This is a genomic window from Novosphingobium sp. (assembly GCF_024642085.1).
Lineage (GTDB): Bacteria > Pseudomonadota > Alphaproteobacteria > Sphingomonadales > Sphingomonadaceae > Novosphingobium.
In genome coordinates, this window is the sequence record NZ_JAHEBV010000002.1 from 119134 (window position 1) to 139612 (window position 20479).

Here is a 20479-nt window from a genome sequence, read left to right on the forward strand (position 1 = left end):
CTGGTAGGATAAGTTTAGATGAACAAGCTCCAGGCAGCCTGCATGATCCTGCCAATTACCGTTGCATCTGCCGCTCAGGCTGCACCGATTGGATCCGACTGGCCCGTTATCGCGTCAGTGCGCGATGGCGATTGCGCGCTGCAGATCACCGGCAACGGCAAGATTTTCCTGATTGCCGCAACCGGCCTGAAGCCAGAGCAAACCGGCCGCTATCAGATCGCCAGCGGTGATATGAGACCAATCGACTGGAATGTGCGCGTCACTAACGACGGACGGGCGGTCCGCTATTACCTGCCATTCCGCTGGGGCCAAGCGGGCGAACGGATCGATGGGGGCGTAGTCGATGTGGTTGTCACCGCACCCGGCTGCGCTTTGAACGCCAGCTTCCCGTGGAAGCGCATCATCCGGGTCATCGATTAGGCCTGCTCGCGCGCCACTTCGCGCCAGCCAATATCCTTGCGGCAGAACCCTTCGGCAAAATCGATCTTCGCTACCGCGGCATAGGCGCGGGTCTGTGCCTGGGCGACAGTCATGCCAGTCGCGGTGACGTTCAGGACCCGCCCACCGTTGGCGACCAGCTGCCCACCAACTAGCGCGGTACCAGCGTGAAATACCTTGATCCCGTTCGCTTCGGCTTGAGCCAAGTCGCCGATTGCGCCGCCCTTGGCTGGCGTATCAGGATAGCCGACGGCGGCCATTACCACAGTCAAGGCGACCTCGTCGGAAAAGCGTGGCGGCGCAATTGCACCAAGACGGTTCTCGGCACACGCCAGCAGCAATTCGACCAGGTCGGATTCCAGTCGCATCAGGATGACCTGGCATTCGGGGTCGCCGAACCGGCAATTGTATTCGATCAGCTGCGGCCCGGTCGCGGTGAGCATCAGTCCCAGGAACAGCACGCCTGAATAGGGCATTCCTTCGCTGGCGAGAGTCTGAACGGTTGGCACTATGATCCGGCTCAGCGCCTCGGCCTGCAATGCCGGAGTGAGGACGCGTGCCGGGCTGTAGGCGCCCATGCCTCCGGTATTGGGTCCGTTATCGCCATCGCCGACGCGCTTGTGATCCTGGGCCGAAGCAAAAGGTACCACTGTATGGCCATCGGTCAGGGCAAAGAAGCTGGCTTCCTCGCCTTCCAGAAACTCCTCGATGACCGCTTCGGCTCCGGCCGCGCCAAAGCGTCCGTCAAATATGTCGCGGACCGCCTGCTCGGCCTCGGCCAAGGTCATGGCGACGGTCACACCCTTCCCGGCTGCAAGGCCATCAGCCTTAATCACTACGGGCGTGCCGAACCGGGCCAACGCGGCAAGCGCATCGCCCGCGTTGGTCACCCGCTCGTAACCGCCGGTGGGTATACCTGCGCGTGCGCACAGGTCCTTGGTGAAACCCTTGCTACCCTCAAGCTGCGCTGCGGCTTTGGACGGGCCAAACACCGGCACACCCGCGCCGCGCAAGGTGTCGGCAAGCCCGTCAACAAGCGGCGCTTCGGGCCCGATCACCACCAAGCCGATGCGCTGCGCATCGCAAAAGGTCAAAACAGCGCCGTGGTCCGCGGCGTCAAGCCCGACCAGTTCGGCATGCTGAGCAATTCCCGGATTGCCGGGCGCCGCGAACAGTTTCGTCGTCCTGCGGGATTGCGCCAGCTTCCACGCAAGCGCATGTTCACGGCCGCCCGAACCGATCAGCAGGATATTCATGACGCAGCCATTTCCCGAAGCAGAAGAACCCGGCAGGCTGGTAGCGAAGGACGTGGCCGGGGACAACGCCGCCGCGCAATCTGTCAGCGAGATTTCCGCGATGCTGAAGCGCACAGTGGAAGACCGGTTCGGCTTTGTCCGGGTGCGGGGCGAGCTTTCCGGCGTCAAGCGCGCCGCTTCGGGCCATGTCTACCTGGCGTTAAAGGATGAGAATGCACGACTTGATGGAGTGATGTGGCGCGGCACCGCGCAGCGCCTGGGCTTCCAACCGGAGGACGGCCTGGAAGTCGTCGCAACCGGCAAGCTCACCACCTATCCTGGTCGTTCAAACTACCAGATGGTGATCGACCAAATGGAAGTAGCTGGCGAGGGTGCGCTGCTGGCCCTGCTGGCCAAGACCAAGGACCGGCTTGACGCGGAAGGCCTGTTTGCGGCGGCTCGCAAACAGGCGCTGCCATATCTGCCCAACGTTATTGGCGTAGTGACATCGCCCACGGGCGCTGTGATCCGCGATATTCTGCACCGCCTGGCTGACCGCTTTGCAAGCCATGTTCTGGTTTGGCCGGTGTTGGTCCAGGGCCAGGGTGCAGCAGCGCAGGTGGCTGCAGCGGTCCGTGGTTTTTCGGCTCTGCCCCATCAAGGGGTGATCCCGCGCCCCGATCTGGTGATCATTGCGCGCGGCGGCGGGTCGATCGAGGATTTGTGGGCCTTCAACGAGGAAGCGGTGGTGCGCGCGATTGCCGAATCGCAAATCCCGGTAATCAGCGCCGTTGGCCACGAAACCGACACCACGTTGGCCGATTTCGTTGCTGATCGGCGGGCGCCGACACCGACTGCTGCCGCCGAAATGGCTGTGCCGGTGCGCGAGGATCTGATTGAGCAATTAGCCGAGCTGGCCCTCAGAAAACGCCGCGCGGTGATCCGTCCCCTGCAGCTTGGCCGCGAACGGCTGGCGGCGCGGGCCGATCGGCTACCCCGGCTGGCAAGCCTGCTCAGCCCGCAAGCCCAAAAGATTGACGATCTAAGTGAGCGGTTGCGTCGCAGCTTGGCCGATCGCACGCAGCTTTCGCGTAGCGACCTGCATCGCGTTGGTGCGCACCTGTCTTTGCCATTACTCGCCGCGCGGCTTGACCGCGCACGAGACCGGCTGGATGCGGCTACGCGTTTTCTCTATTCGCTCGATCCCGATCGGGTGCTGCAACGCGGCTATGTCCGGGTCACAGCGCAAGATGGGCGCACGCTGATGACCCGGGACGTAGCAGCGGTTGAAGAGGCCCTCAGCCTTCATTTTCGCGATGGGGTGCTGGCGGTGATGACTGGAAACGCTTCGCCCGCCACAACCGCCGCCCGATCCACGCCCCGCACCAAAGCCTTACCGCATAACTCTTCTTCGCTTCAGGGGAAATTGCTCTGAAAGGTTGATTGGGCTATGCTGCAGAAATGTTAATGTCTGCTACTGATCGCCCCGCGACCCTGTTCTACCAGCCCAACGGCTTCCGCGTAATCAATCCCGGTAATCACGTTGTCTGCGCTATCAGCGGCGAAGCGGTCCAACTCGAATCTCTCCGATACTGGAGCGTCGATCGGCAGGAGGCCTATGCCAGCGCGGAATTGGCTACGGGGCGGCTGCTGGAGCAACGCTGATGCGCCGCACGCTGCTTATCGCCGTAACCAGCTTCATTGCTTGCGGTTTTTCCATATCGAGCGGCCTTGCTGCCAGCGCCAGTGAAGCACTTGGACTGTCCGGCATTCCGGACCTTTCCCTTTCGGGAGAAATGACCCAAGGCGGCTGGGCTCGCGGGGTCGCTCCGCGCGGGACCGCGGCGCTCAGCCTCAATGGGAAGGCCGTTCAGATTGCTCCGGACGGCAACTTTCTGATCGCCTTCGACCGCGATGCCAGTTCTGTGGCACAGCTAGCCTTGCGACTGAACGATGGCCGTTCCAGTGTCCGCCCGTTAACCGTTAAGCCCCGCGCCTGGAAGCTGGAATATATTCCTATCGGCCCACGCCCGGGAGCTGCGCCAAATGAGGCTTTTGCCATTCGCCGCAGTGGTGAATTAGCGCAGATCAATGCAGCTCGCGCGGTAGACCATGATATGCAAGGCTGGCGGCAAAAGTTTATCTGGCCAGTCTATGGCCGCTTATCGGGCCGGTTTGGATCTCAGCGGATCTATAACGGCACGCCGGGCAGTTATCATTCGGGGATGGATATTGCTACCGGAGCCAGCGGCACGCCGTTCGTTGCACCGGCAGACGGGGTGGTGATCCTGGCGGCGGACAGTCCTTTCACGCTGGAGGGTCGGCTGCTAATGATCGATCACGGGATGGGACTCAATTCCGCATTTCTCCATGCGTCCAGGCTGGTGGTGAAAGTTGGCGATGTGGTGCGCCAAGGCCAGTACATTGGCAACATCGGCATGACCGGACGGGCCACTGGCCCGCACCTGCATTGGTCGATTAAATGGCGCGACGCGCGTCTCGACCCGCTGCTATTTACCGGACCGATGCCTTAATCGCTGCAAAGTGCAGCTGGCTGCTATGCCGACATGTGACACTAATACACCAATGCCGGTTTTGTGCGTGTGAAAACGTATCGGTGGATGTAATCTTCAACGAATTCGCTCTCCTTTGAAATTATGTTGCCGAATTGCGTGGGATTGCACACAGCGCGGCTGATTTGCGTGACCAATTTATGTGGCAATTTTGCTACAGGTGGGCATTATTGACACGAAACTCGCGCAATTGGCTTTGCCGCATAAGCGTCGTTCGGCCATTGGAAGCATCGCTTTTTGCGGCTGACGTGTGCTCCACTTGGGGTCGAGGGGCACCATGATATCGTGCGCGGCTGCATGCAAGAAGCCCTAGGGCCGTCCTTATCCAAGGGCGTTCCCGTGAACAAAGGGACTGGAACGTGAAGAAAACCACTCTTACTGCTTTGAAGGTTAGCGCGGCTCCGCTCGTGCTGGGCATGGCCTTCCTCAGCAGCGCCGCATCCGCACAGGACGCGAAAGTTGATTGCGCTGCCAACCCAAATGACGTCGCGTGCGCCGATGAACCGGCAATCGTAGTCACCGGCTCAATCCTTCGTCAGGTCAACAACCAGACCGTTTCGCCGGTTACCAACGTGACGGCAGAAAATCTTGATCAGCGCGGCCTCAGCACCGTTCAGGACGGCCTGCAGCAGCTCGCCGCCAACAACGGCCCTGCGCTGACCAACAGCTTCTCCGCCAACGGCGCGTTTGCAGCTGGCGCATCGGCGGTTTCGCTGCGCGGTCTTTCGACCAACTCGACACTGGTTCTGTTCGACGGCATGCGTGCCGCTTACTACCCGCTGGCCGACGACGGTTCGCGTAACTTCGTCGATCTGAACACCGTACCCGACGATATCGTTGACCGCATCGAAGTTCTGCGTGATGGCGCGTCGTCGTCCTATGGTGCCGACGCCATTGCCGGCGTTGTCAACATCATCACCAAGCGTGAAGTAAAGGGACTTTTCGTTCGCGGCGATGCGGGCATTTCGTCGCGCGGCGATGCTGGGCAGTATCGCTTGTCGGCCACCGTCGGCAAGGGCGACCTCGATGATGACGGCTATAACGCCTATCTGTCGGGGTTCTACTACAAGTCGAACAAGTTGATGAACCGCGATCGTCCTTATCCGTTCAACACGGACGATCTGCGCCAGGTTTGTGGCCCGGATGGGACCTGCGCCGGCGACAACCGTCTCAACGCCCCTTCGGGAGGCATTTTCCCGTCGACTGCAGCCAACCTGCTGGTTCGCCCCTACAACGCAACGAATACCGCTGCACAAGGTCGCTACCAGAATCTTGGCGGTAATTGCAGCCAGCTTGGTCTTGAGGCTTATAACCTGACTGCGGCTAACCTGGCAGCCAATACGGCTGCGCCGGCCCAAGTCTGCGTAACGGACTTCACCAACCGCTACGGTACGATTTCACCTGCAATTGAACGTTACGGCCTGTCGGGCCGTGTAACTGCCAAGCTTGGCGATGCGATCGAAGCCTACGCCGAAGTCAATTTCTTGCAGAGCAAGGTGTCGTACAATGGCTTCCCCGCGACAATTCGCGGTACCGCCAATACCGGCATCTATTTCCCGCAGTTTTCGACCTCGACCAGCGCCGGTGCAGTTGCTCCCGGTTCCTTTGTTCTTACCCTGCCGATCTACGTCTGCCCGAATGGTCAGCCTGATCCCAGCGGTTTGAACACCGGCTGTACTGCAGCGAATGGAACGCTAAACCCGAACAACCCGTTTGCGGCACAGGGCCAGGTTGCCCGCCTCATCGGTCGTATTCAGGATCAGCCAACATTCAACCAGACCCGCACGCGTGCTTATCGCGGCGCTCTGGGCGTCAAGGGTAACATTAACGACGACATCACGTTCGATGTCGGCGCAACGGCAATGCATGTTGATCTGCAGCGTACGCAGAGCGGCTACTTCTACATCAACAACATCCTGACTGCGATTGCGCGGGGAACCTTTAACCTGGTCAACCCGCTGGCAAACACCGAAGCACAGAACGACTATGTCCGTCCTGACAATATCACCCCGGCTACGTCGGACCAGGTGCAGTTCCAGGCAGTTCTGGGCAGCAAGCTGGCCGAACTGCCAGGTGGACCGCTGCAGATCGGTGTTGGTGGATCTATCCGTTACGAAGCGGTCGATGCCCCAAGCGCCAACTCGGACATCAACGGCCCGACCCAGCGGTACTTCACGCTTAACGCGTTCGGTACTTCGGGCAGCCGCTGGATCCAGTCAGCCTTTGCCGAACTTGATGCGCCGATCCTGCCTCAGGTCGATATCAACCTCTCGGGCCGTTATGACCACTACTCGAGTGGTCAGAGCGCATTTTCGCCGAAGGCCGGTGTCAAGCTTCGTCCGATCGACAGCCTGCTGATCCGCGGAACGTATTCGCGTGGTTTCCGTATCCCGTCGTTCGGGGAAGCAAACGCTCTTCCGACCACCGGGTTCGTAAGCAACACTTCGGCAGTCTTCACTGACGCCTTCCTGTCGCAGTATGGTTGCACCAAGGCTACGTTCTCGACGTGCCCTGTTTACATCCGTTCAGGATCTTACGGTCAGACGACGCTCGCGTCGCCGAACCTGCAGCCCGAAAAGTCGCGCAGCTTCACCGCTGGCATCTTCTTCGAGCCGATCCGCAACCTGTCGTTCTCGGTTGACTACTACAACATCAAGAAGACAGGGGTGATCACCCAGCCTTCAAACGCTCCGGCATTGGCCGCTTATTATGGCAATAACGCCATCCCGGCTGGTTACACCGTTGTTCCGGATGCGCCCGATGTCAGCTTCCCGAATGCACGTCCGCGCGTTGCTTTCGTCCAGTCTCAGCTGGTCAACGCCAACACGCAGAAGGTGTCGGGTCTTGATTTCGCTATCGACGGGAAGGTCCGCCTGAGCGAAAACATCACCTGGGCCAGCCATCTTGAAGCTGGATACATCCTGAAGCTGGAAACCGAGTTTCCGGATGGTACCATCGAGCGTTACGATGGCACCTTGGGCAACTTCAACCTGACTGCCGGATCTGGTACACCCAAGTGGAAGGGCTACTGGCTGAACTCGCTCACCTTCGGTGACAAGTTCACGCTCAACGGCACCGTCAACTACTATGGTGGTTACGACCTGTCAGCGCAGGATCAGGGTACCGGGTACAAGGATTGCGGTCTGGACGATGGCACCAGCCCGACTGGTTGCGGTATTCCGCGGTACATCACTTTCGATCTGCAGGCAGCCGTCAAGGTCAACGACCAGTTCACGTTCAGCCTGACGATGCTGAACGTAGCTGACAAGATGCCCCCGATCGACGTGGTCACCTACGGCGCTCACCTCTACAACCCGGTCCAGGGTGGTAACGGCATCCTTGGCCGCTATCTGAAGGCCGGCTTCAAGATGACCTACTAGGTCAAACTTGATGACTTAACGGAAGGGCGGGTCCACGGACCCGCCCTTTTCGTTTGTGCGGTCCATCCACTTGATTTGATCCGCTACGCCCCACAAAGAAGATCCAATGCGCCGCCGCCTCGCCGCCCTCTTGCTGACGTTTGCCGCCGTTCCCGGACTTTGGTGGCGCTCTCCTACGGCCGCCATCAGGCACGACCAAAGCGCAACTTTTTCGGCGTTGCCCTTCCCTAAAAACTGCTGTTCAGTTGGCAACATAGCCGTAACCGGGGCATGGCGGATCACGAGCCGTAATAGCTACGCCTATGGCTACTCCGCCTTGATTTCGCCAGCAGCCGGACGATTACTGGCGCTGAGCGATGCCGGGCAGTTCATGGACTTCGCATCACCAGACCAACCCGCATCTGCTGTACGCATTGGGCAGATGCCTTTGGGCGCTTCCGTCGAGAAGCATAAGCGCGATGTCGAAAGCGCAACGCGCGACCCGCTGACCGGCCGCATCTGGATTGGAATCGAAGGACAGGGCGTAATAGTCAGGCTGTCCGATCGGCTCACAGCAGAGCGTAAGATTATCAATCCGGCGATCCGAGACTGGCCTAGCAATAAGGGACCCGAAGCAATGGCCCGCCTGGCCGATGGCCGCTTCATCGTGCTGGGCGAAGGATTTGCTGGCAGACTGGAGTGGCGGCGCCATCCGGCATTGTTATTTCAGGGCGATCCAACCGCAGGATCCCAAGCTGAGTCGTTCTTGTTTGCTGGTCATTCAGGTTACCGTCCGACCGACATGGCGGCTTTGCCCGATGGCCGCGTTTTGATTGTCATGAGGCAATTGCGCTGGCCCTTTCCAATCCGTCTGGGCGTCCGCCTTATGATCGCCGACCCACGCCAGATACGTCCGGGAGAAGATTGGCATGCGCTCGATCTAGGGGAGATCAAGGCGCCGGTGCCGATCGATAATTTCGAAGGGTTGGCGCTGGTACCCGAAACAAATGGCACGGTAACCGGCTGGCTCATCTCGGACGACAACGGCGCCGCATTCCAGCGTACGCTACTACTTCGCCTGCGGATCGATCCGGCGCGCCTGCCGTGGCCGTAAGCTCATCAGCAAAAAGGCGCACGGATTGCTCCGTACGCCTAAGGGGAATATCAATATTGGAGACCAGAACGGTCAGCAGGTATCAGGCTGCCTGCTTTTTAACCAATTCGCGCTTCACCTTAAGCGCTGTGGTTGACAGCTTGTCATCCGAAGTTTTCAGCAGCCAGTTGTCCAGGCCTCCGACGTGCTCGACCGAACGCAATCCATTGGTCGACACGCGGAACTTGAAGCTGCGATCAAGCCCTTCAGACATCAGCGTTACGTTCTGCAAGTTGGGCAGGAAAACGCGCTTGGTCTTGTTATTGGCGTGGCTGACGTTGTGGCCGACCTGGCGGCCCTTGCCGGTCAGTTCGCAGATACGGGACATGGCAAAACTCGCTTGAAAACTGTTGCACCCAAGATGGGGAAGGCGCGCCCATACCGATTCACTCTTGCCCGGTCAAGGTATTGCGGCCAATCCCGCAGAAATGAGCCGTTGGCCGCTACCTAAACCGATGAAGATAGCGCTGGAACAGGCGCGCATTGCTGAATCCGTAGGCGAAGTGCCGATCGGAGCGGTGTTGGTCAAGGACGGCGCAGTGATTGCCGCAGCGCACAACGCCCCGCGCGGTCAATCGGATCCGACCGCGCATGCTGAAGTTCTGGCGATTCGCGCGGCTGCCAAGGCGCTGGGCCGCGAGCGCCTCGACGGGTGCGAAATGTGGGTGACGCTTGAACCATGTGCGATGTGTGCCGGGGCGATCAGCCATGCGCGGATCGCGCGGCTGTATTATGCAGCTGCCGATCCGAAGGGCGGGGCAATCGATCATGGTGCGCGGGTGTTCGAGCATCAGCAATGTTTGCATGCGCCCGAAGTTTATTCGGGAATGGGCGAACAGGAAGCGGGCGATTTGCTACGCGACTTTTTCAAAGCTCGGCGTTAAAGACCGCGCCAGATTTTCAGCGGCAAAGTATCCTTTGGGCCAAAGCTTCGCGCGCTGCACGTCCGGGGAAGGAAGTCCTTGCCGTAGCAAAGGTACAATTCGCGAAGCCAGCCGCCGTTGCTGACCACGATGCCAACCGACGATTTGGGGAATGCGCCGTTGGCGGAAACGAAGGCGCTGCGTAGATCGCCAGCAGTTAACCCTTCTTTCCTAGATAATCGATCAGCTTCGGGCAGACGGAGCGAGTTCCACAGGATCGCCGATACCTTGAAATAGTCTTGGGGCTCTCGCGCCATGCAGCTGCCATGCTTGGCCCATTCGTGCTCGATTAGCCAAGGCACCGGAGTCATGCACAGATTGCGGCGAAAGTCATCGGTCGAGGGACGCGGTGTGATCGCGCACCACTGGGGCGGCTTGCCTCCGCCTTGCGCTTCGGGCCACAAACCATGCAATATGAAGCCAAAGCGGCCAATCTTACCGTTGCATTGATAATTGCCGGGATCGCTGGCGCTTTTTCCCCGGCAGAACTCGGGAGACCAGCTGATAGCTAGAGTATACCCGCCAATCGATGTTCGCAGTCTAGGGCCATCGGGTAGTGCCGGGCGGGGTTGAACTACCGTCGGCGGCAAACGGCACTGATAGGCTTGCGCGGAGGCAGGAACCGGAACCAGGATCAGCGCGCTGCCAAGAAGTGTACGCATCATAGGGGTGTGAAATCCAGCCCGATGTCGGCAGCTGGCGAACTCTGAGTCAGACGGCCTACCGAGATAAAGTTCACTCCCGTAGCAGCGATGGCGCCGATGGTATCCAACCGAACCCCGCCAGATGCTTCGCAGGGAACCCGCCCAGCAATTAGGGCAACCGACTCGCGCAATTCCTCAAGGCTCATGTTGTCGAGCAGGATGTGGCTGGCGCCGGCGACTATTGCCGACTCTATTTGGCGAACTTCATCAACCTCGCAAATGATGCTGGTTACGCCAGCTGCGCGAGCGCGACGGACGGCTTCGCCGACACCGCCGGCCACAAGCACGTGGTTGTCCTTGATCATCGCGGCGTCCCAAAGACCCATTCGATGGTTTTGAGCCCCCCCCATGCGAGTTGCGTACTTTTCCAGATGGCGCAGGCCGGGGATAGTCTTGCGCGTATCGAGCAAGATCGCCTTGCCCGCCATCCCATCGACATAATAGTGGGTCATTGTGGCGATGCCGGACAGGTGTTGGACGGTATTGAGCGCACTTCGCTCTGCTGTCAGCATCGCCCGGGCATTGCCCGAAAGGACCATAAGATCGGTTCCCGCTGCAACGTGGGCGCCCTCGTCCGCAAGCACTGTGATATCCATTGCTGGATCAAGCGCTCGGAAGAACGCCTCGGCTATCGGCAAACCTGCCACGGTGATCGCGTCGCGAGTATCCATGACACCGGTGAAGCGTGCATTTGCCGGAATTACGCTCTCGCTGGTCACGTCATGCCCCCCGCCGGGCAAGCCAAGGCCAAGGTCTTCGTCCAGCGTAGATTTTACAAAGTTGGCAAGATCAAAGCCAGGAAGGGTGAAGCTGCTCATTGCATTGGACTAACGGACAGCGAGCGGTGGTCAAGCGCGGGACGACATCAATGGACGAAGCGCGCTACCACGTCACGATAGGAACGGCTGACTTTCACCTGCGCACCCGAATCGAGCACCAGGAAGCATTCGCCATTGGTGTGCGGCTTAACCTGGCGAACCTGGTTGAGATTGACGATGGTCGAGCGGTGGACACGTTGAAACACACGTGGGTCAAGCCGGCGTTCCAAGTCCTTCATCGTTTCGCGCAAGATGAGCGAATTGTCGCCCGTGTAGATACACATATAATCGCCGGCAGCTTCGATATGTTCGATCGAATCAACGTCGACCCGGAAGATCTGACCTCGGTCCTTGATGTTGATTAGCTTTTCATAACGGCCCGCAGCTTCACTTTCTTCCGGCATCGCTTCCATCGCGTCAGGAGCGACCTCAGCCAACACATGCTTGAGCTTTTCCGCCTCTTCAGCGGCGTGCTTCTCCTGCAGTCGTGTGCGCACACGCTCCATCGTATCGGCCAAGCGGTCTTCATCTACCGGCTTCATGAGATAGTTGACGGCATTTGCCTCGAACGCCCGGACAGCGTGTTCCTGGTATGCGGTTACAAAGACTATGAGCGGCGGCTCAAGCTCCATCACTCCCTTGACGACCGAGAATCCGTCAAAGCCGGGCATCTGTATGTCTAAGAAAACCAAGTCCGGTTTTTCCGTCTTTATTTTGCGGATCGCCTCGCGTCCGTTGGAGCAAGTGTCGATGATCTCGACATCGGGAAACTTCTCGAGACGAAGGGTCAGACCCTGGATGGCAAGCTTTTCGTCATCGACGAGGATCGTGCGGATCGACATGGGACTATCCTGGTTCAGCCGGCCTCGCGTCTAATTGGCAAGGGCCGGACGTTTCGGTATCGCCGGGGCGGCGACGACTTCGCGGCGTTCAAACGGGATCTCTATCAGGACGGCAAAACCACCTTCAGCGGGCTCCATCGTTTCAAAGCGATGGTCTTCGCCATAGGCTTGGGCCAGCCGGTCACGAATATTGGCCAAGCCGACACCGGTGGAAACGGGTTCGCCTCCGTCGAAAGTCACTCCGGCGAACCTGTTGCTGGCAGCGCTCGATTGCAATCCCGGGCCGGTGTCGGAGACGGTGATACGAAGGTTCTGGCCGACGAGTTGCGCTGCGATGGTAATCTCTGCCCCCGATTCCTGCGGACCGACTGCATACTTTATCGCGTTTTCGACCAGTGGTTGAAGCAGCAGAGACGGCAGCAGCGCGTCCTCGGTCACCGGATCGATTCGGAAATTAGTCCGCAGCCGCTCTTCGAACCGCATCCGCTCAATTTCAAGGTAGAGTTTAAGCGTGTCGACTTCCTGTGCCACGGTGACGCGCCCGGTCGGCTCGTTCACCAAGGTGTAGCGCAGAAACGATGACAGACGGCTGAGCATGGCATTAGCAGGCTCGGTCTGCTTGAGCAGTACCAAGGTGGAAATCGAATTAAGCGTGTTGAACAGGAAGTGCGGGTTAAGCTGATACCGCAACATTGCAAGCTGAGCTTGGGTCGCCTGGTTTTCCAGTCGCAGAAGTTGGTCGTTCTGTTCCTCAATCTGAAGGAAGAAATTGACCATGTAGTAGAGCGCGGTCCACGCTCCCAGCAGGGTCATGTCAATATAGAACAGGCCGATGAAGCGCTGGGCAAAGCCCGATCCGGTATCTCCGTAATAGAGCCCGTTCACCCAAGCATCAACGAAGGCATATAGGAAAACCGCCGCCGCCAGGCTGATGGCGGTAACACCCCAAGTTACAATCGGTCGCCGATTGATAAGTTGGCGATAGACAACCGACAGAATCAACGTGATCGAAAACCCAGTGATTGTCGAAATCAGGACCAGCACCAGGAATGACAAGGCTAAGCCGTTAGCCAGGCCTGACATCGCGCGGACGAGCATGGCCCCGCCCCATCCTGCCGCCTGCAAGCGCCAGAACGCGCGGTTCTTATTCGCGAAAAAAGGGATTGGGCGAAAGGGCAGGACGGCCATACCCCGCCATCCTAGCAGATGTGCCGCGATTGGCGAACGCCTTACGATTTGCGCGCTGCCGCGATGGCCTTGGCCAAGGCTTCCTTGCCCACCGCACCGACCAGCACCTGATCGCCGATTACCCAGCCTGGCGTGCCGTCAAAGCCCAGCTGCCGTGCATAGGCCATGTTGGCTTCGAGCTCGGCCTGTACTTGAGGCTGGCGCGATGCCGTCTGCGCCCGATCTATATCAAGTCCGGCGGCACGCGCGGCGGCATCGACCGAGACAGGATCGGTGCGGCCGGTGGCAAACAATGCGTCATGGAAGACGGTGTATTTGCCCTGCTCAGCGGCGGCTAGGCCCATCGCGGCTGCCGCCGGACTGGTCGGCGCAATTACCGGCAAGTGGCGGATAACAACCTTGAGGTCGGGGTTTTGCGCAATCAGTTCTTTAAGTACCGGCTCACTTTGCCGGCAATAGCCACACGCGAAATCGGAAAACTCGACCACGGTGACAGTTCCCTGAGGGTTGCCTAGGACTGCACCGGGAAACGGCGTTGCGAGCTTGGCTGCGATTCCGGCAAGCTGCTTTTGACTGTCTTTTAGGCGCAGCTTCTCCACCACTTCGGGAAGAATTTCGGGATTTTCGAGCAGGTAAGTGCGGACGATTTTTTCAACCGCCTTCTTTTCGCCCGGCCCCAGGTCGCTACGCTGACGCTCAAACGCCCAACCACCCACACCGCCCAGCAGGGTTAAACCGACGGCGCCAAGGGTAAACAGCAGCTTTTGATGCGAAGATGGTCGGGGATCGGTCATTCGGCGAGGCTTACCGGCGTTTGCGCTGGCGTTCAATCGCGGCGCGTGCCTGCATCGCAATATCCTGCGCGCGGAGCCAGTCAGGCGATCCGGCAGGCAACGCAGCCTCAGCCGAAACAGCGCTTTGCTCAGCCGCAGCATATTGCAATTGCATGACCTGCTGTTCAGCGCTGGCCAACCGCGCCCGGGCCATGTCGCCTCGTTGCCCATAGACCACGCCCAGTTGATACCAGGCGAAGGGATTTTCCCGATCGCGGCTAACAGCATTTTTCAGTACCGTCTCAGCCTCCGGCAGGTTGGCAGGCATTTCGCTGGCGACCAGGGCGTGGCCGAATGTCGTCGCGATGAGCGGCTGGTTGCCCGATAGTTCAGTGGCGCGGCGCAGTGGAGCCAAGGCATCAGCTGGCTTGCCAGCTTCGAGCAGGATCTGGCCTTTGAGTTCCAAAAAATAGGGATCAGACGGCGCTTTAGAGAGCAACGCATCGGTTTCGGCCATGGCCTTGTCGAGGAAAGCTTGCTTGTGAAACGCGTAAGCGCGCGCATAATGGGCTGCTACACTGTTGTCGCTTTCAGGATAGACTTGCAGCGCCGATTTGGGTTCGGCCAGATAGCCGAAGAGCTTCGCCTTGGTACGCAGGAACCGCGCCTCAATCTCAGGATCGGAGGGCTTCGACCAAGCCGGATCGCGCTGATACGTGTCAGTCAGTGTAGCGATGCGATCGCCGGTCATAGGATGGGTCGAATAGAACTCGCTTTCCGCCGTACGCGTGAAGCCGTGACGCGTTTCCATGCCGCGCAATTTCTGAAAGAAGGCGATCGACCCGCGTCCTGAAAGGCCGGCCTTCGACAGGTATTGGGCGCCCGCTGCATCGGCAGCCTCTTCCTGTCCGCGGGTAAACGACAGGTACTTGCCCAGCGCGACCTGCTGTCCGGCCATTACCACGCCCATCGCCGCTTCGCCGGCACCGGCCGCCGCCGCCGCCGCACCCAGCAGCAGCGAGAGGATCGAGACCCCGGTAGCGGCCTTGCTGCCGCCATCTGAAATGACATGACCGCCGGTGATGTGACCCAATTCGTGCGCGATCACGCCCTGTACCTCCTCGGCGCTGCTCGCCTCGTTGATAAGCCCGGAGTGAATGTAAACCGCCTGCCCGCCAGCAACGAAGGCGTTGACCGACGAATCGTTGACCAAGACGATATCAACATTCCTGGGATCGAGACCGGCAGCCACAATCAATGGGCGTGAAATGTCTTTCAGCAGGGCTTCGGTTTCGGCATCGCGCAGAATCGACTGGGCGAACGCAGGCTGTGCGACAAATGCCAGCGCAGCAAGTGCGGCAGTGCAGCGGGATATGAGGGCGCGCATCGCCCTGCCTTTAGCGACGCGCCGTCTGAACCGGCGCTGAAGGCCTGGTGCGGGTTGCCAAAAAGGCCAATACTGGATCGATCACCCGGCGATCGCGCGAAAACGGCACGGCCAGCTTCATTACCGTATCCTCGTGGCTTGCACCCGGTACGATTACCGACTGGACCAATGATCCCGCCTTGGTCAACGCGGCTGCCATGATGCGGGTGTTGCGGGGTTTGACTGTTGTGTCTGCATCGCCGGTCAGCAGCAACATCGGCGGGGCATCGCTGCGAACATAGCGGATCGGTTGGGTGATTTCGGCTGGTTTGACGTGACCGAAGGCCAGCATTGCCGATTCGCTGTCAAAGGGCAGAAAATCATAAGGGCCCGAAAGGCCGACCACACCCTTGATCGCGGTTTCGGGAATGCCTTCGCGGCCTAGCCATTGCCGTTCCAGCCCTAGCATTGCCACGTTGTATGCACCCGCTGACTGGCCCATCAGAACTATCCGATCGGCATCGCCTCCGAATCGAGCAGCATTTTTGCGGGTCCAGGCAACCGCCTTGGCACTGTCTTCCAACATGTGAGGAAACACGCCTTTCGGGGTCAGCCGGTAACCCGGAAGCACCGCAACATATCCCGCGCGGGCCAGCGTTCGACCCATAAAATGATAGTCAGCCGGCGAACCGCTGCGCCAGCCGCCGCCATGGATAAAGATCACGACCGGTCGCAAACCAGCCACGACGCCGTCCGGCACTACCACATCGACCCGCTGCGCCGGGAGAGGCCCGAAGCGCCCATCCTGAAGCACTAGCCGTGTTCCAGCGGTGCCGCCGATCAACCGATCGACCCGATCAAGCAGGGCCACGCCGTTTGTCGCCAAAGCATAACGATAGGCTGCGAATAGTCCCACAAACACCAGAACCGTGGTCAGCATAAGCCAGCCAAGTTTGCTCATTGTTCTGCGCCCCACTATTTCGCTCATTGAGGATTTCTAGCCCGACTTGGTAGTAATGACAAAGGGCGTTGCCCCTTGCGAAGCAACGCCCGACTCCCCTCGCTGTTCTATTGTCGGTGCTGGTTAGTCCAGCAATTTGCGTGCAGCGCGTTCCAGCAGCCGTACATCGTTGACGACTTCCCCCAGCAGGACTACTTCACCCGTCGGCAATCGGCGTGCGACTAGCAGAGCGAATTCGGTGCCCTCGGCCGATACCGCGTCAAGCGGGACATAATTGATGTCGCGCAGCTTTTTGGCAAGCGTGTCGCCCGGGCTTTCTCGCCGCACTTCGCCCTTGCCACTTTCTTCGCGTTTCAAACGGCGCTCTTCGCCAACCACGCCCTTAAGGCCGCCCTGTGCATCGGCCAGGAATTGACCCAGCGCGCCCCTGGCAACGTTGAGACGATGCCCGTGGCTCAGCGCCGAGGCATATTCGGCGAGGCGGGTCTTGTCGTAATCGGCACCGAAGACCAGTTTGACCACCGGGGTCATCTGCGCGCGATCCTGCACAGTCAGGCCCGAATCAGCGACCAGTTCGGCAAATTCGTCGGGTGCTTCGACGGCGGCGAGCGAGAAATCGTAGGCCCGCCCAATCGCGGCATAAAGCGCGCTGCGGGTGCGGTCTTCCGATCCATTGGCCAGTTCGGCCAGTTCGCGGGCAGAGGCAAGCCAATCAGCCAGTCCCATGTCAGTTTCGTCGTGTTCAGAATCGAAAACAGACGGCGGTGCAAAGGCATCAGACGCACCGTCGCCGAAATCGATCGGGCGGGGATCGGTGACGAAATCCTCATTGCTGTCATCGTCTGGGTTCTCAGCGGCGACGATGCTTGCCCAGCCGCCAACGGTGAATGCCGGTTTGGGCAGACCGTCGTCGTCGACTTCGCCCGGTTCAGCAAAATTACTGAGGTCGAGAATATCGTCACTTTCGGTGTCACCATCAAGCGCGCCGGAAATTAAATTGCTTAGGTGTTCTGCGCCCCCGCCATGATCCGATAGGCTGGCCGCGCCATTTTCGTCTAGACTTTCGACTGGACCATCGGCCCAGTCGACCATGTTTTCTACGCGACGCGCGCCGGTCGCGGTCGGGACTTCAAGCGCCTCGTCGATCTCGCTCAGCAGGGCGTCGGTGGTCCTCTGGTCGGCAAGTTCCTTCCAGTTGATCACGCCATAGATAAAATCGATGGTGTCATCGTCGCTGGAAAACGGCAGCAGGATACCGCGGTATAAAATTGATTGTTCGCGTTGGTTGACGAACTCAGCCTCAAATCCGATCGGAGCCTGGTTAGCCAGGATCTGCATGTAATGATCGGTGATTCGTGAAAGCAGCGACCGGCTGGGTACATCGCCGAGCGTCTCAATTCCATCGCCGCTGCCACATTCGGCCGCCAGCTTGTCACCTAAATAGCGGATCGAGGGATCATCAATACCTTGGGTAAAATCAAGAAGTACGCTGTATGGACCAAAGTCGGGCAGATTTTCCGGCTCAAGATCTTCTATTGACGGGAAATTTCGGTTGTCTAGCAAGCTCGCCCAATGGTTGTAGGCGCGAACCTGCATACGCCGTTCGTCCTGCCCGACCGGGCTGGGCGGAACTTCGTGCACAGCCTCATCTTCGCCATATTCATGGTCCGGCCAGTCACCGCTGCTGTCTGTGCGATCGATGAAAGTACCGCGATACGTATCCATGTGGATTCCCCACCAAGTCCCTTATTCCGCCGTTCTGACGCAACGTGGTAAACTTACCGTTAAGTTGCGTGAAGCAAGTCTAGCCATGGCGACAGGTTTAGGCAGTCAGCCTTCCCAGGTGGAGAGATGCGGATCGACCAATCCGAGCTGGCGGCGCAGGGCTGCGCGGGCAAGTCGCTCCACCTCCGCTTTCCGGCGTGCGGAGGTAAGCGGAAATGTGGCCGCGGGCCGCACTATCTCGGCATCATATCCGTCCGCCACGATCAGGCCGCAGCGGTCAGGCAGGAACGCGTCGGTTTCCATGCAGGACCGGTCAAGATGTGGGGCCAGCCCCCAATAGAACCGGTCACAATGGTCCAGGTAGTCGGTCCACTTTGTATCGCCAAGCAGATCGGACTTGCTCACTTTTATCTCGACAATGATCAGCCGACCTTTGGTATCGATACCCATCAGATCGGCACGACGGTTCGATCGCAGCGGCATTTCTGTCATGCACCAAACGTCATTTCGCGCAAACAGCCGGCAAATACCGCGCGCGACCGCGCGTGCGGTCTTCAGATCGCCGGCGCTGTCACTCGCAAGTCCGTAAGCAGAAGCGGTTGAAGCCATGACCTACATTCTATGAACATATCAGGAACAAGACAAGCGTTGGTTCAGGTAAAGCGGCGAACCGAGGGCTTACCTTCAGGTGGCACTAGCGCCAACAATGCAGCGCGCGAGGAATGAAACTCTTGCCACAGCGCCAATGCGGCAGCAGCTGTATCCACGCCGCGGGCGTGGATAGATAACAATGCAGCCAGTCCTGGCTCCATGATTGCGGCAAGATCGTCGATCCCCTGCTCGCTCAAATCGCGACGCCAGCCTCCGGCGTCGCGCATGACGGCAGGAAAATTACGGACGTCGGGGCGCATGGGTTCCGGCGCTAGGCCGGCAAGTGTAGCCACGAGACTGGCGGCATCGTGAAGCGCCGACCATTTCATGCTGAATGCGCTGGCCGAAGCCTGGCCAAACTCTGCTCGGCCGGCACTCGGCAAGATGCCCGGCGGAGGAGTGACGGAGGGCGCAAAGTTTGAGTAGGCGTTCATGACACGATTAGTAGCCGGGCACTCTTGCCAAATCGCTAACCACTCATCCGAGGTTTGCACATTTGTCGTAAGCAAAGCAAAAGGACTGGCGCAAGGTCTGTGCCGCTGCTAACCGGCGCCAGCAAAGCACCCGTAGCTCAGCTGGATAGAGCGCTGCCCTCCGAAGGCAGAGGCCACAGGTTCGAATCCTGTCGGGTGCACCAGCTTCTCTGCAACGCCTTGATTAGTTTCATTGGTCGGCTTGAGAACACCGTTTTGCGAATGAATTAACACAAAATCTGCAAACTTTGGAGTCGTGAAAAACTGAACAAAACCCTTTTAGCTTTTTTCCCGGCATGCCTTAGCCGCTTGTTAACTTAGCGGAGCGGGCTTGGTCGGCGGCGACCAACGCGGCGTGAGTTGGTCGCTCAGTCAAATTGCTTTTGTGATAGAATCGATTGCCAGTAACCGGGCCCAGGTCTCTTCAAAAAGACCCAATGGGAGGGCATTGGGTCCGTCTGACAAAGCGGTCTCAGGTTCGGGGTGCGTTTCCATGAAAATACCTGCCACACCGGCGGCAGCGGCCGCTCGTGCAAGTAAGGGAACAAACTCGCTCTGACCTCCTGATCGTTCGCCGAGGCTGCCGGGCTGCTGGACCGAATGCGTTGCATCAAAGACCACCGGGCAGCCTGTCTGCGCCATAATTTGCAAACCGCGCATATCTGACACCAACGTATTGTAACCAAACGACGTGCCGCGTTCGCAAACCAAGAACGAGTCGGGGTCAAGGCCATCTGCCACGGCTGCATTGCGAGCTTTGACCACGACCTGATGCATGTCTGCAGGCGCCATGAACTGGGCTTTCTTAATGTTCACGGGGCGCCCACTTTTAGCAACTTTTGTGATGAAATCAGTTTGTCGGGCAAGAAAGGCAGGCGTTTGCAACACGTCCGCTACCCCGGCTACAGCCGTGATCTGCTCAGATTCGTGGACATCAGTAAGGACGGGTAAGCCCGTTTCGGCGCGCACCTTTTCGAGTATCCGTAAGCCGCTGTCTAAACCAGGCCCACGAAACGATTTGTCGGAAGTGCGATTGGCTTTGTCAAATGAGCTTTTGAAGATGAGAAATAGCCCAAGCCGATCGGCTATACCGGCAAGTGCTTCGGCTACCGCTAAAGTCAGCTGCTCACTTTCAATTACGCAAGGGCCAGCTATTGCAAACAATCGGCTTTTCGCAGTGATATCTTGGCCACACAGCCTCATGACGCGATTCTCTCAGTAGGTCTGTCTGTCTTCGGAAATTGCATTGTATCCCGGGCATTTTCCATGCGGGAACCTAATCGTTCGCGATTGATTT

At 59.0% G+C, this 20479-nt stretch carries 20 protein-coding genes and 1 tRNA gene; 8 read left to right on the forward strand and 13 right to left on the reverse strand.

Translation table 11 applies throughout. The annotated features are described in order from the left end of the window. The first annotated feature begins 18 nt into the window (after nt 1-18). Complete coding sequence (locus Q0L62_RS01545; RefSeq protein ID WP_296675419.1) at nt 19-420, forward strand: hypothetical protein; 402 nt, start codon at nt 19-21, stop codon at nt 418-420. Here Q0L62_RS01545 and purD read toward each other — a convergent pair. Further along, a complete protein-coding gene (gene purD, locus Q0L62_RS01550) occupies nt 417-1694 on the reverse strand; it encodes a phosphoribosylamine--glycine ligase (RefSeq protein ID WP_296675423.1) in 1278 nt (425 codons plus the stop codon). The genes Q0L62_RS01545 and purD overlap by 4 nt on opposite strands. Here purD and xseA point away from each other — a divergent pair. From xseA to Q0L62_RS01575, 5 genes are all read left to right on the forward strand, one after another. Next, the gene (gene xseA, locus Q0L62_RS01555; protein ID WP_296675425.1) at nt 1693-3108 is read left to right on the forward strand and encodes an exodeoxyribonuclease VII large subunit; all 1416 of its coding nucleotides are present in this window, start codon (nt 1693-1695) and stop codon (nt 3106-3108) included. The two genes, purD and xseA, sit on opposite strands and share 2 nt — an antisense overlap. A 26-nt stretch (nt 3109-3134) precedes the next feature. Further along, nucleotides 3135-3338 carry a DUF2093 domain-containing protein gene (locus Q0L62_RS01560; RefSeq protein WP_296675430.1) on the forward strand — a complete coding sequence of 68 codons (204 nt, stop codon included), beginning with the start codon at nt 3135-3137 and terminating at the stop codon, nt 3336-3338. Then, nucleotides 3338-4207, forward strand: coding sequence for a M23 family metallopeptidase (locus Q0L62_RS01565; RefSeq protein ID WP_296675433.1), 870 nt, complete (start codon nt 3338-3340; stop codon nt 4205-4207). Before Q0L62_RS01560 ends, Q0L62_RS01565 begins: the two co-directional genes overlap by 1 nt. Nucleotides 4208-4605: 398 nt before the next feature. Then, a complete protein-coding gene (locus Q0L62_RS01570; RefSeq protein WP_367183239.1) occupies nt 4606-7626 on the forward strand; it encodes a TonB-dependent receptor in 3021 nt (1006 codons plus the stop codon). Between the two features lie 106 nt (nt 7627-7732). Further along, nucleotides 7733-8719 carry an esterase-like activity of phytase family protein gene (locus Q0L62_RS01575; RefSeq protein WP_296675435.1) on the forward strand — a complete coding sequence of 329 codons (987 nt, stop codon included), beginning with the start codon at nt 7733-7735 and terminating at the stop codon, nt 8717-8719. An 82-nt stretch (nt 8720-8801) separates the two neighbouring features. Here the strand turns inward: Q0L62_RS01575 and rpmB are convergent, their stop codons facing one another. Further along, nucleotides 8802-9086 carry a 50S ribosomal protein L28 gene (gene rpmB, locus Q0L62_RS01580; RefSeq protein WP_296675437.1) on the reverse strand — a complete coding sequence of 95 codons (285 nt, stop codon included), beginning with the start codon at nt 9084-9086 and terminating at the stop codon, nt 8802-8804. 100 nt (nt 9087-9186) lie between these two features. Between rpmB and Q0L62_RS01585 the strand changes: the two genes are divergently transcribed. Beyond that, nucleotides 9187-9642 (forward strand): nucleoside deaminase, encoded by a 456-nt coding sequence (locus Q0L62_RS01585; protein WP_296675440.1) that lies wholly within the window; start codon nt 9187-9189, stop codon nt 9640-9642. On the opposite strand, the gene Q0L62_RS01590 is transcribed toward Q0L62_RS01585, so the two are convergent. The 10 genes from Q0L62_RS01590 to Q0L62_RS01635 all read right to left on the reverse strand — a co-directional run bounded on the left by Q0L62_RS01590 (nt 9639) and on the right by Q0L62_RS01635 (nt 19143). Continuing rightward, nucleotides 9639-10346, reverse strand: a complete 708-nt coding sequence (locus Q0L62_RS01590; RefSeq protein WP_367183240.1) for a ribonuclease T — start codon at nt 10344-10346, stop codon at nt 9639-9641. The two genes, Q0L62_RS01585 and Q0L62_RS01590, sit on opposite strands and share 4 nt — an antisense overlap. Continuing rightward, entirely contained in the window at nt 10343-11203 is an 861-nt protein-coding gene (gene nadC / locus Q0L62_RS01595; protein WP_296675442.1) for a carboxylating nicotinate-nucleotide diphosphorylase, read from the reverse strand. The genes Q0L62_RS01590 and nadC overlap by 4 nt, the downstream gene beginning before the upstream one ends. A gap of 47 nt (nt 11204-11250) precedes the next feature. Beyond that, nucleotides 11251-12045, reverse strand: coding sequence for a LytTR family transcriptional regulator DNA-binding domain-containing protein (locus Q0L62_RS01600; RefSeq protein ID WP_296675443.1), 795 nt, complete (start codon nt 12043-12045; stop codon nt 11251-11253). 30 nt (nt 12046-12075) lie between these two features. Then, a complete protein-coding gene (locus Q0L62_RS01605; protein WP_296675447.1) occupies nt 12076-13233 on the reverse strand; it encodes a sensor histidine kinase in 1158 nt (385 codons plus the stop codon). A gap of 41 nt (nt 13234-13274) precedes the next feature. Further along, nucleotides 13275-14027 carry a DsbA family protein gene (locus Q0L62_RS01610; protein ID WP_296675450.1) on the reverse strand — a complete coding sequence of 251 codons (753 nt, stop codon included), beginning with the start codon at nt 14025-14027 and terminating at the stop codon, nt 13275-13277. A gap of 10 nt (nt 14028-14037) precedes the next feature. Then, nucleotides 14038-15393: a M48 family metalloprotease gene (locus Q0L62_RS01615; protein ID WP_296675451.1), complete on the reverse strand. Its 1356-nt coding sequence runs from the start codon at nt 15391-15393 to the stop codon at nt 14038-14040. A 10-nt stretch (nt 15394-15403) separates the two neighbouring features. Beyond that, a complete protein-coding gene (locus Q0L62_RS01620) occupies nt 15404-16360 on the reverse strand; it encodes an alpha/beta hydrolase (RefSeq protein ID WP_296675454.1) in 957 nt (318 codons plus the stop codon). Between the two features lie 96 nt (nt 16361-16456). Further along, nucleotides 16457-18058, reverse strand: coding sequence for a hypothetical protein (locus Q0L62_RS01625; protein ID WP_296675457.1), 1602 nt, complete (start codon nt 18056-18058; stop codon nt 16457-16459). Nucleotides 18059-18163: 105 nt separating this feature from the next. Continuing rightward, entirely contained in the window at nt 18164-18667 is a 504-nt protein-coding gene (locus Q0L62_RS01630; RefSeq protein ID WP_296675458.1) for an MmcB family DNA repair protein, read from the reverse strand. Between the two features lie 44 nt (nt 18668-18711). After that, nucleotides 18712-19143, reverse strand: coding sequence for a hypothetical protein (locus Q0L62_RS01635; RefSeq protein ID WP_296675461.1), 432 nt, complete (start codon nt 19141-19143; stop codon nt 18712-18714). 126 nt (nt 19144-19269) lie between these two features. On the opposite strand from Q0L62_RS01635, the gene Q0L62_RS01640 reads away from it, so the two are divergent. Then, nucleotides 19270-19346, forward strand: a tRNA-Arg gene (locus Q0L62_RS01640). A 208-nt stretch (nt 19347-19554) separates the two neighbouring features. On the opposite strand, the gene kdsA is transcribed toward Q0L62_RS01640, so the two are convergent. Then, nucleotides 19555-20385, reverse strand: coding sequence for a 3-deoxy-8-phosphooctulonate synthase (gene kdsA / locus Q0L62_RS01645; RefSeq protein ID WP_296675462.1), 831 nt, complete (start codon nt 20383-20385; stop codon nt 19555-19557). Nucleotides 20386-20479: the final 94 nt, after the last annotated feature.

Excerpts from the sequence above, each read along its gene's own strand:
- Q0L62_RS01545 (WP_296675419.1), top strand. The coding sequence starts at position 19 with ATGAACAAGCTCCAGGCAGCCTGCATGATCCTGCCAATTACCGTTGCA.
- xseA (WP_296675425.1), top strand. The coding sequence starts at position 1,693 with ATGACGCAGCCATTTCCCGAAGCAGAAGAACCCGGCAGGCTGGTAGCG.
- purD (WP_296675423.1), bottom strand. The coding sequence starts at position 1,694 with ATGAATATCCTGCTGATCGGTTCGGGCGGCCGTGAACATGCGCTTGCG.
- Q0L62_RS01560 (WP_296675430.1), top strand. The coding sequence starts at position 3,135 with ATGTTAATGTCTGCTACTGATCGCCCCGCGACCCTGTTCTACCAGCCC.
- Q0L62_RS01565 (WP_296675433.1), top strand. The coding sequence starts at position 3,338 with ATGCGCCGCACGCTGCTTATCGCCGTAACCAGCTTCATTGCTTGCGGT.
- Q0L62_RS01575 (WP_296675435.1), top strand. The coding sequence starts at position 7,733 with ATGCGCCGCCGCCTCGCCGCCCTCTTGCTGACGTTTGCCGCCGTTCCC.
- rpmB (WP_296675437.1), bottom strand. The coding sequence starts at position 9,086 with ATGTCCCGTATCTGCGAACTGACCGGCAAGGGCCGCCAGGTCGGCCAC.
- Q0L62_RS01585 (WP_296675440.1), top strand. The coding sequence starts at position 9,187 with ATGAGCCGTTGGCCGCTACCTAAACCGATGAAGATAGCGCTGGAACAG.
- Q0L62_RS01590 (WP_367183240.1), bottom strand. The coding sequence starts at position 10,346 with ATGATGCGTACACTTCTTGGCAGCGCGCTGATCCTGGTTCCGGTTCCT.
- nadC (WP_296675442.1), bottom strand. The coding sequence starts at position 11,203 with ATGAGCAGCTTCACCCTTCCTGGCTTTGATCTTGCCAACTTTGTAAAA.
- Q0L62_RS01600 (WP_296675443.1), bottom strand. The coding sequence starts at position 12,045 with ATGTCGATCCGCACGATCCTCGTCGATGACGAAAAGCTTGCCATCCAG.
- Q0L62_RS01605 (WP_296675447.1), bottom strand. The coding sequence starts at position 13,233 with ATGGCCGTCCTGCCCTTTCGCCCAATCCCTTTTTTCGCGAATAAGAAC.
- Q0L62_RS01610 (WP_296675450.1), bottom strand. The coding sequence starts at position 14,027 with ATGACCGATCCCCGACCATCTTCGCATCAAAAGCTGCTGTTTACCCTT.
- Q0L62_RS01615 (WP_296675451.1), bottom strand. The coding sequence starts at position 15,393 with ATGCGCGCCCTCATATCCCGCTGCACTGCCGCACTTGCTGCGCTGGCA.
- Q0L62_RS01620 (WP_296675454.1), bottom strand. The coding sequence starts at position 16,360 with ATGAGCGAAATAGTGGGGCGCAGAACAATGAGCAAACTTGGCTGGCTT.
- Q0L62_RS01625 (WP_296675457.1), bottom strand. The coding sequence starts at position 18,058 with ATGGATACGTATCGCGGTACTTTCATCGATCGCACAGACAGCAGCGGT.
- Q0L62_RS01630 (WP_296675458.1), bottom strand. The coding sequence starts at position 18,667 with ATGGCTTCAACCGCTTCTGCTTACGGACTTGCGAGTGACAGCGCCGGC.
- Q0L62_RS01635 (WP_296675461.1), bottom strand. The coding sequence starts at position 19,143 with ATGAACGCCTACTCAAACTTTGCGCCCTCCGTCACTCCTCCGCCGGGC.
- kdsA (WP_296675462.1), bottom strand. The coding sequence starts at position 20,385 with ATGAGGCTGTGTGGCCAAGATATCACTGCGAAAAGCCGATTGTTTGCA.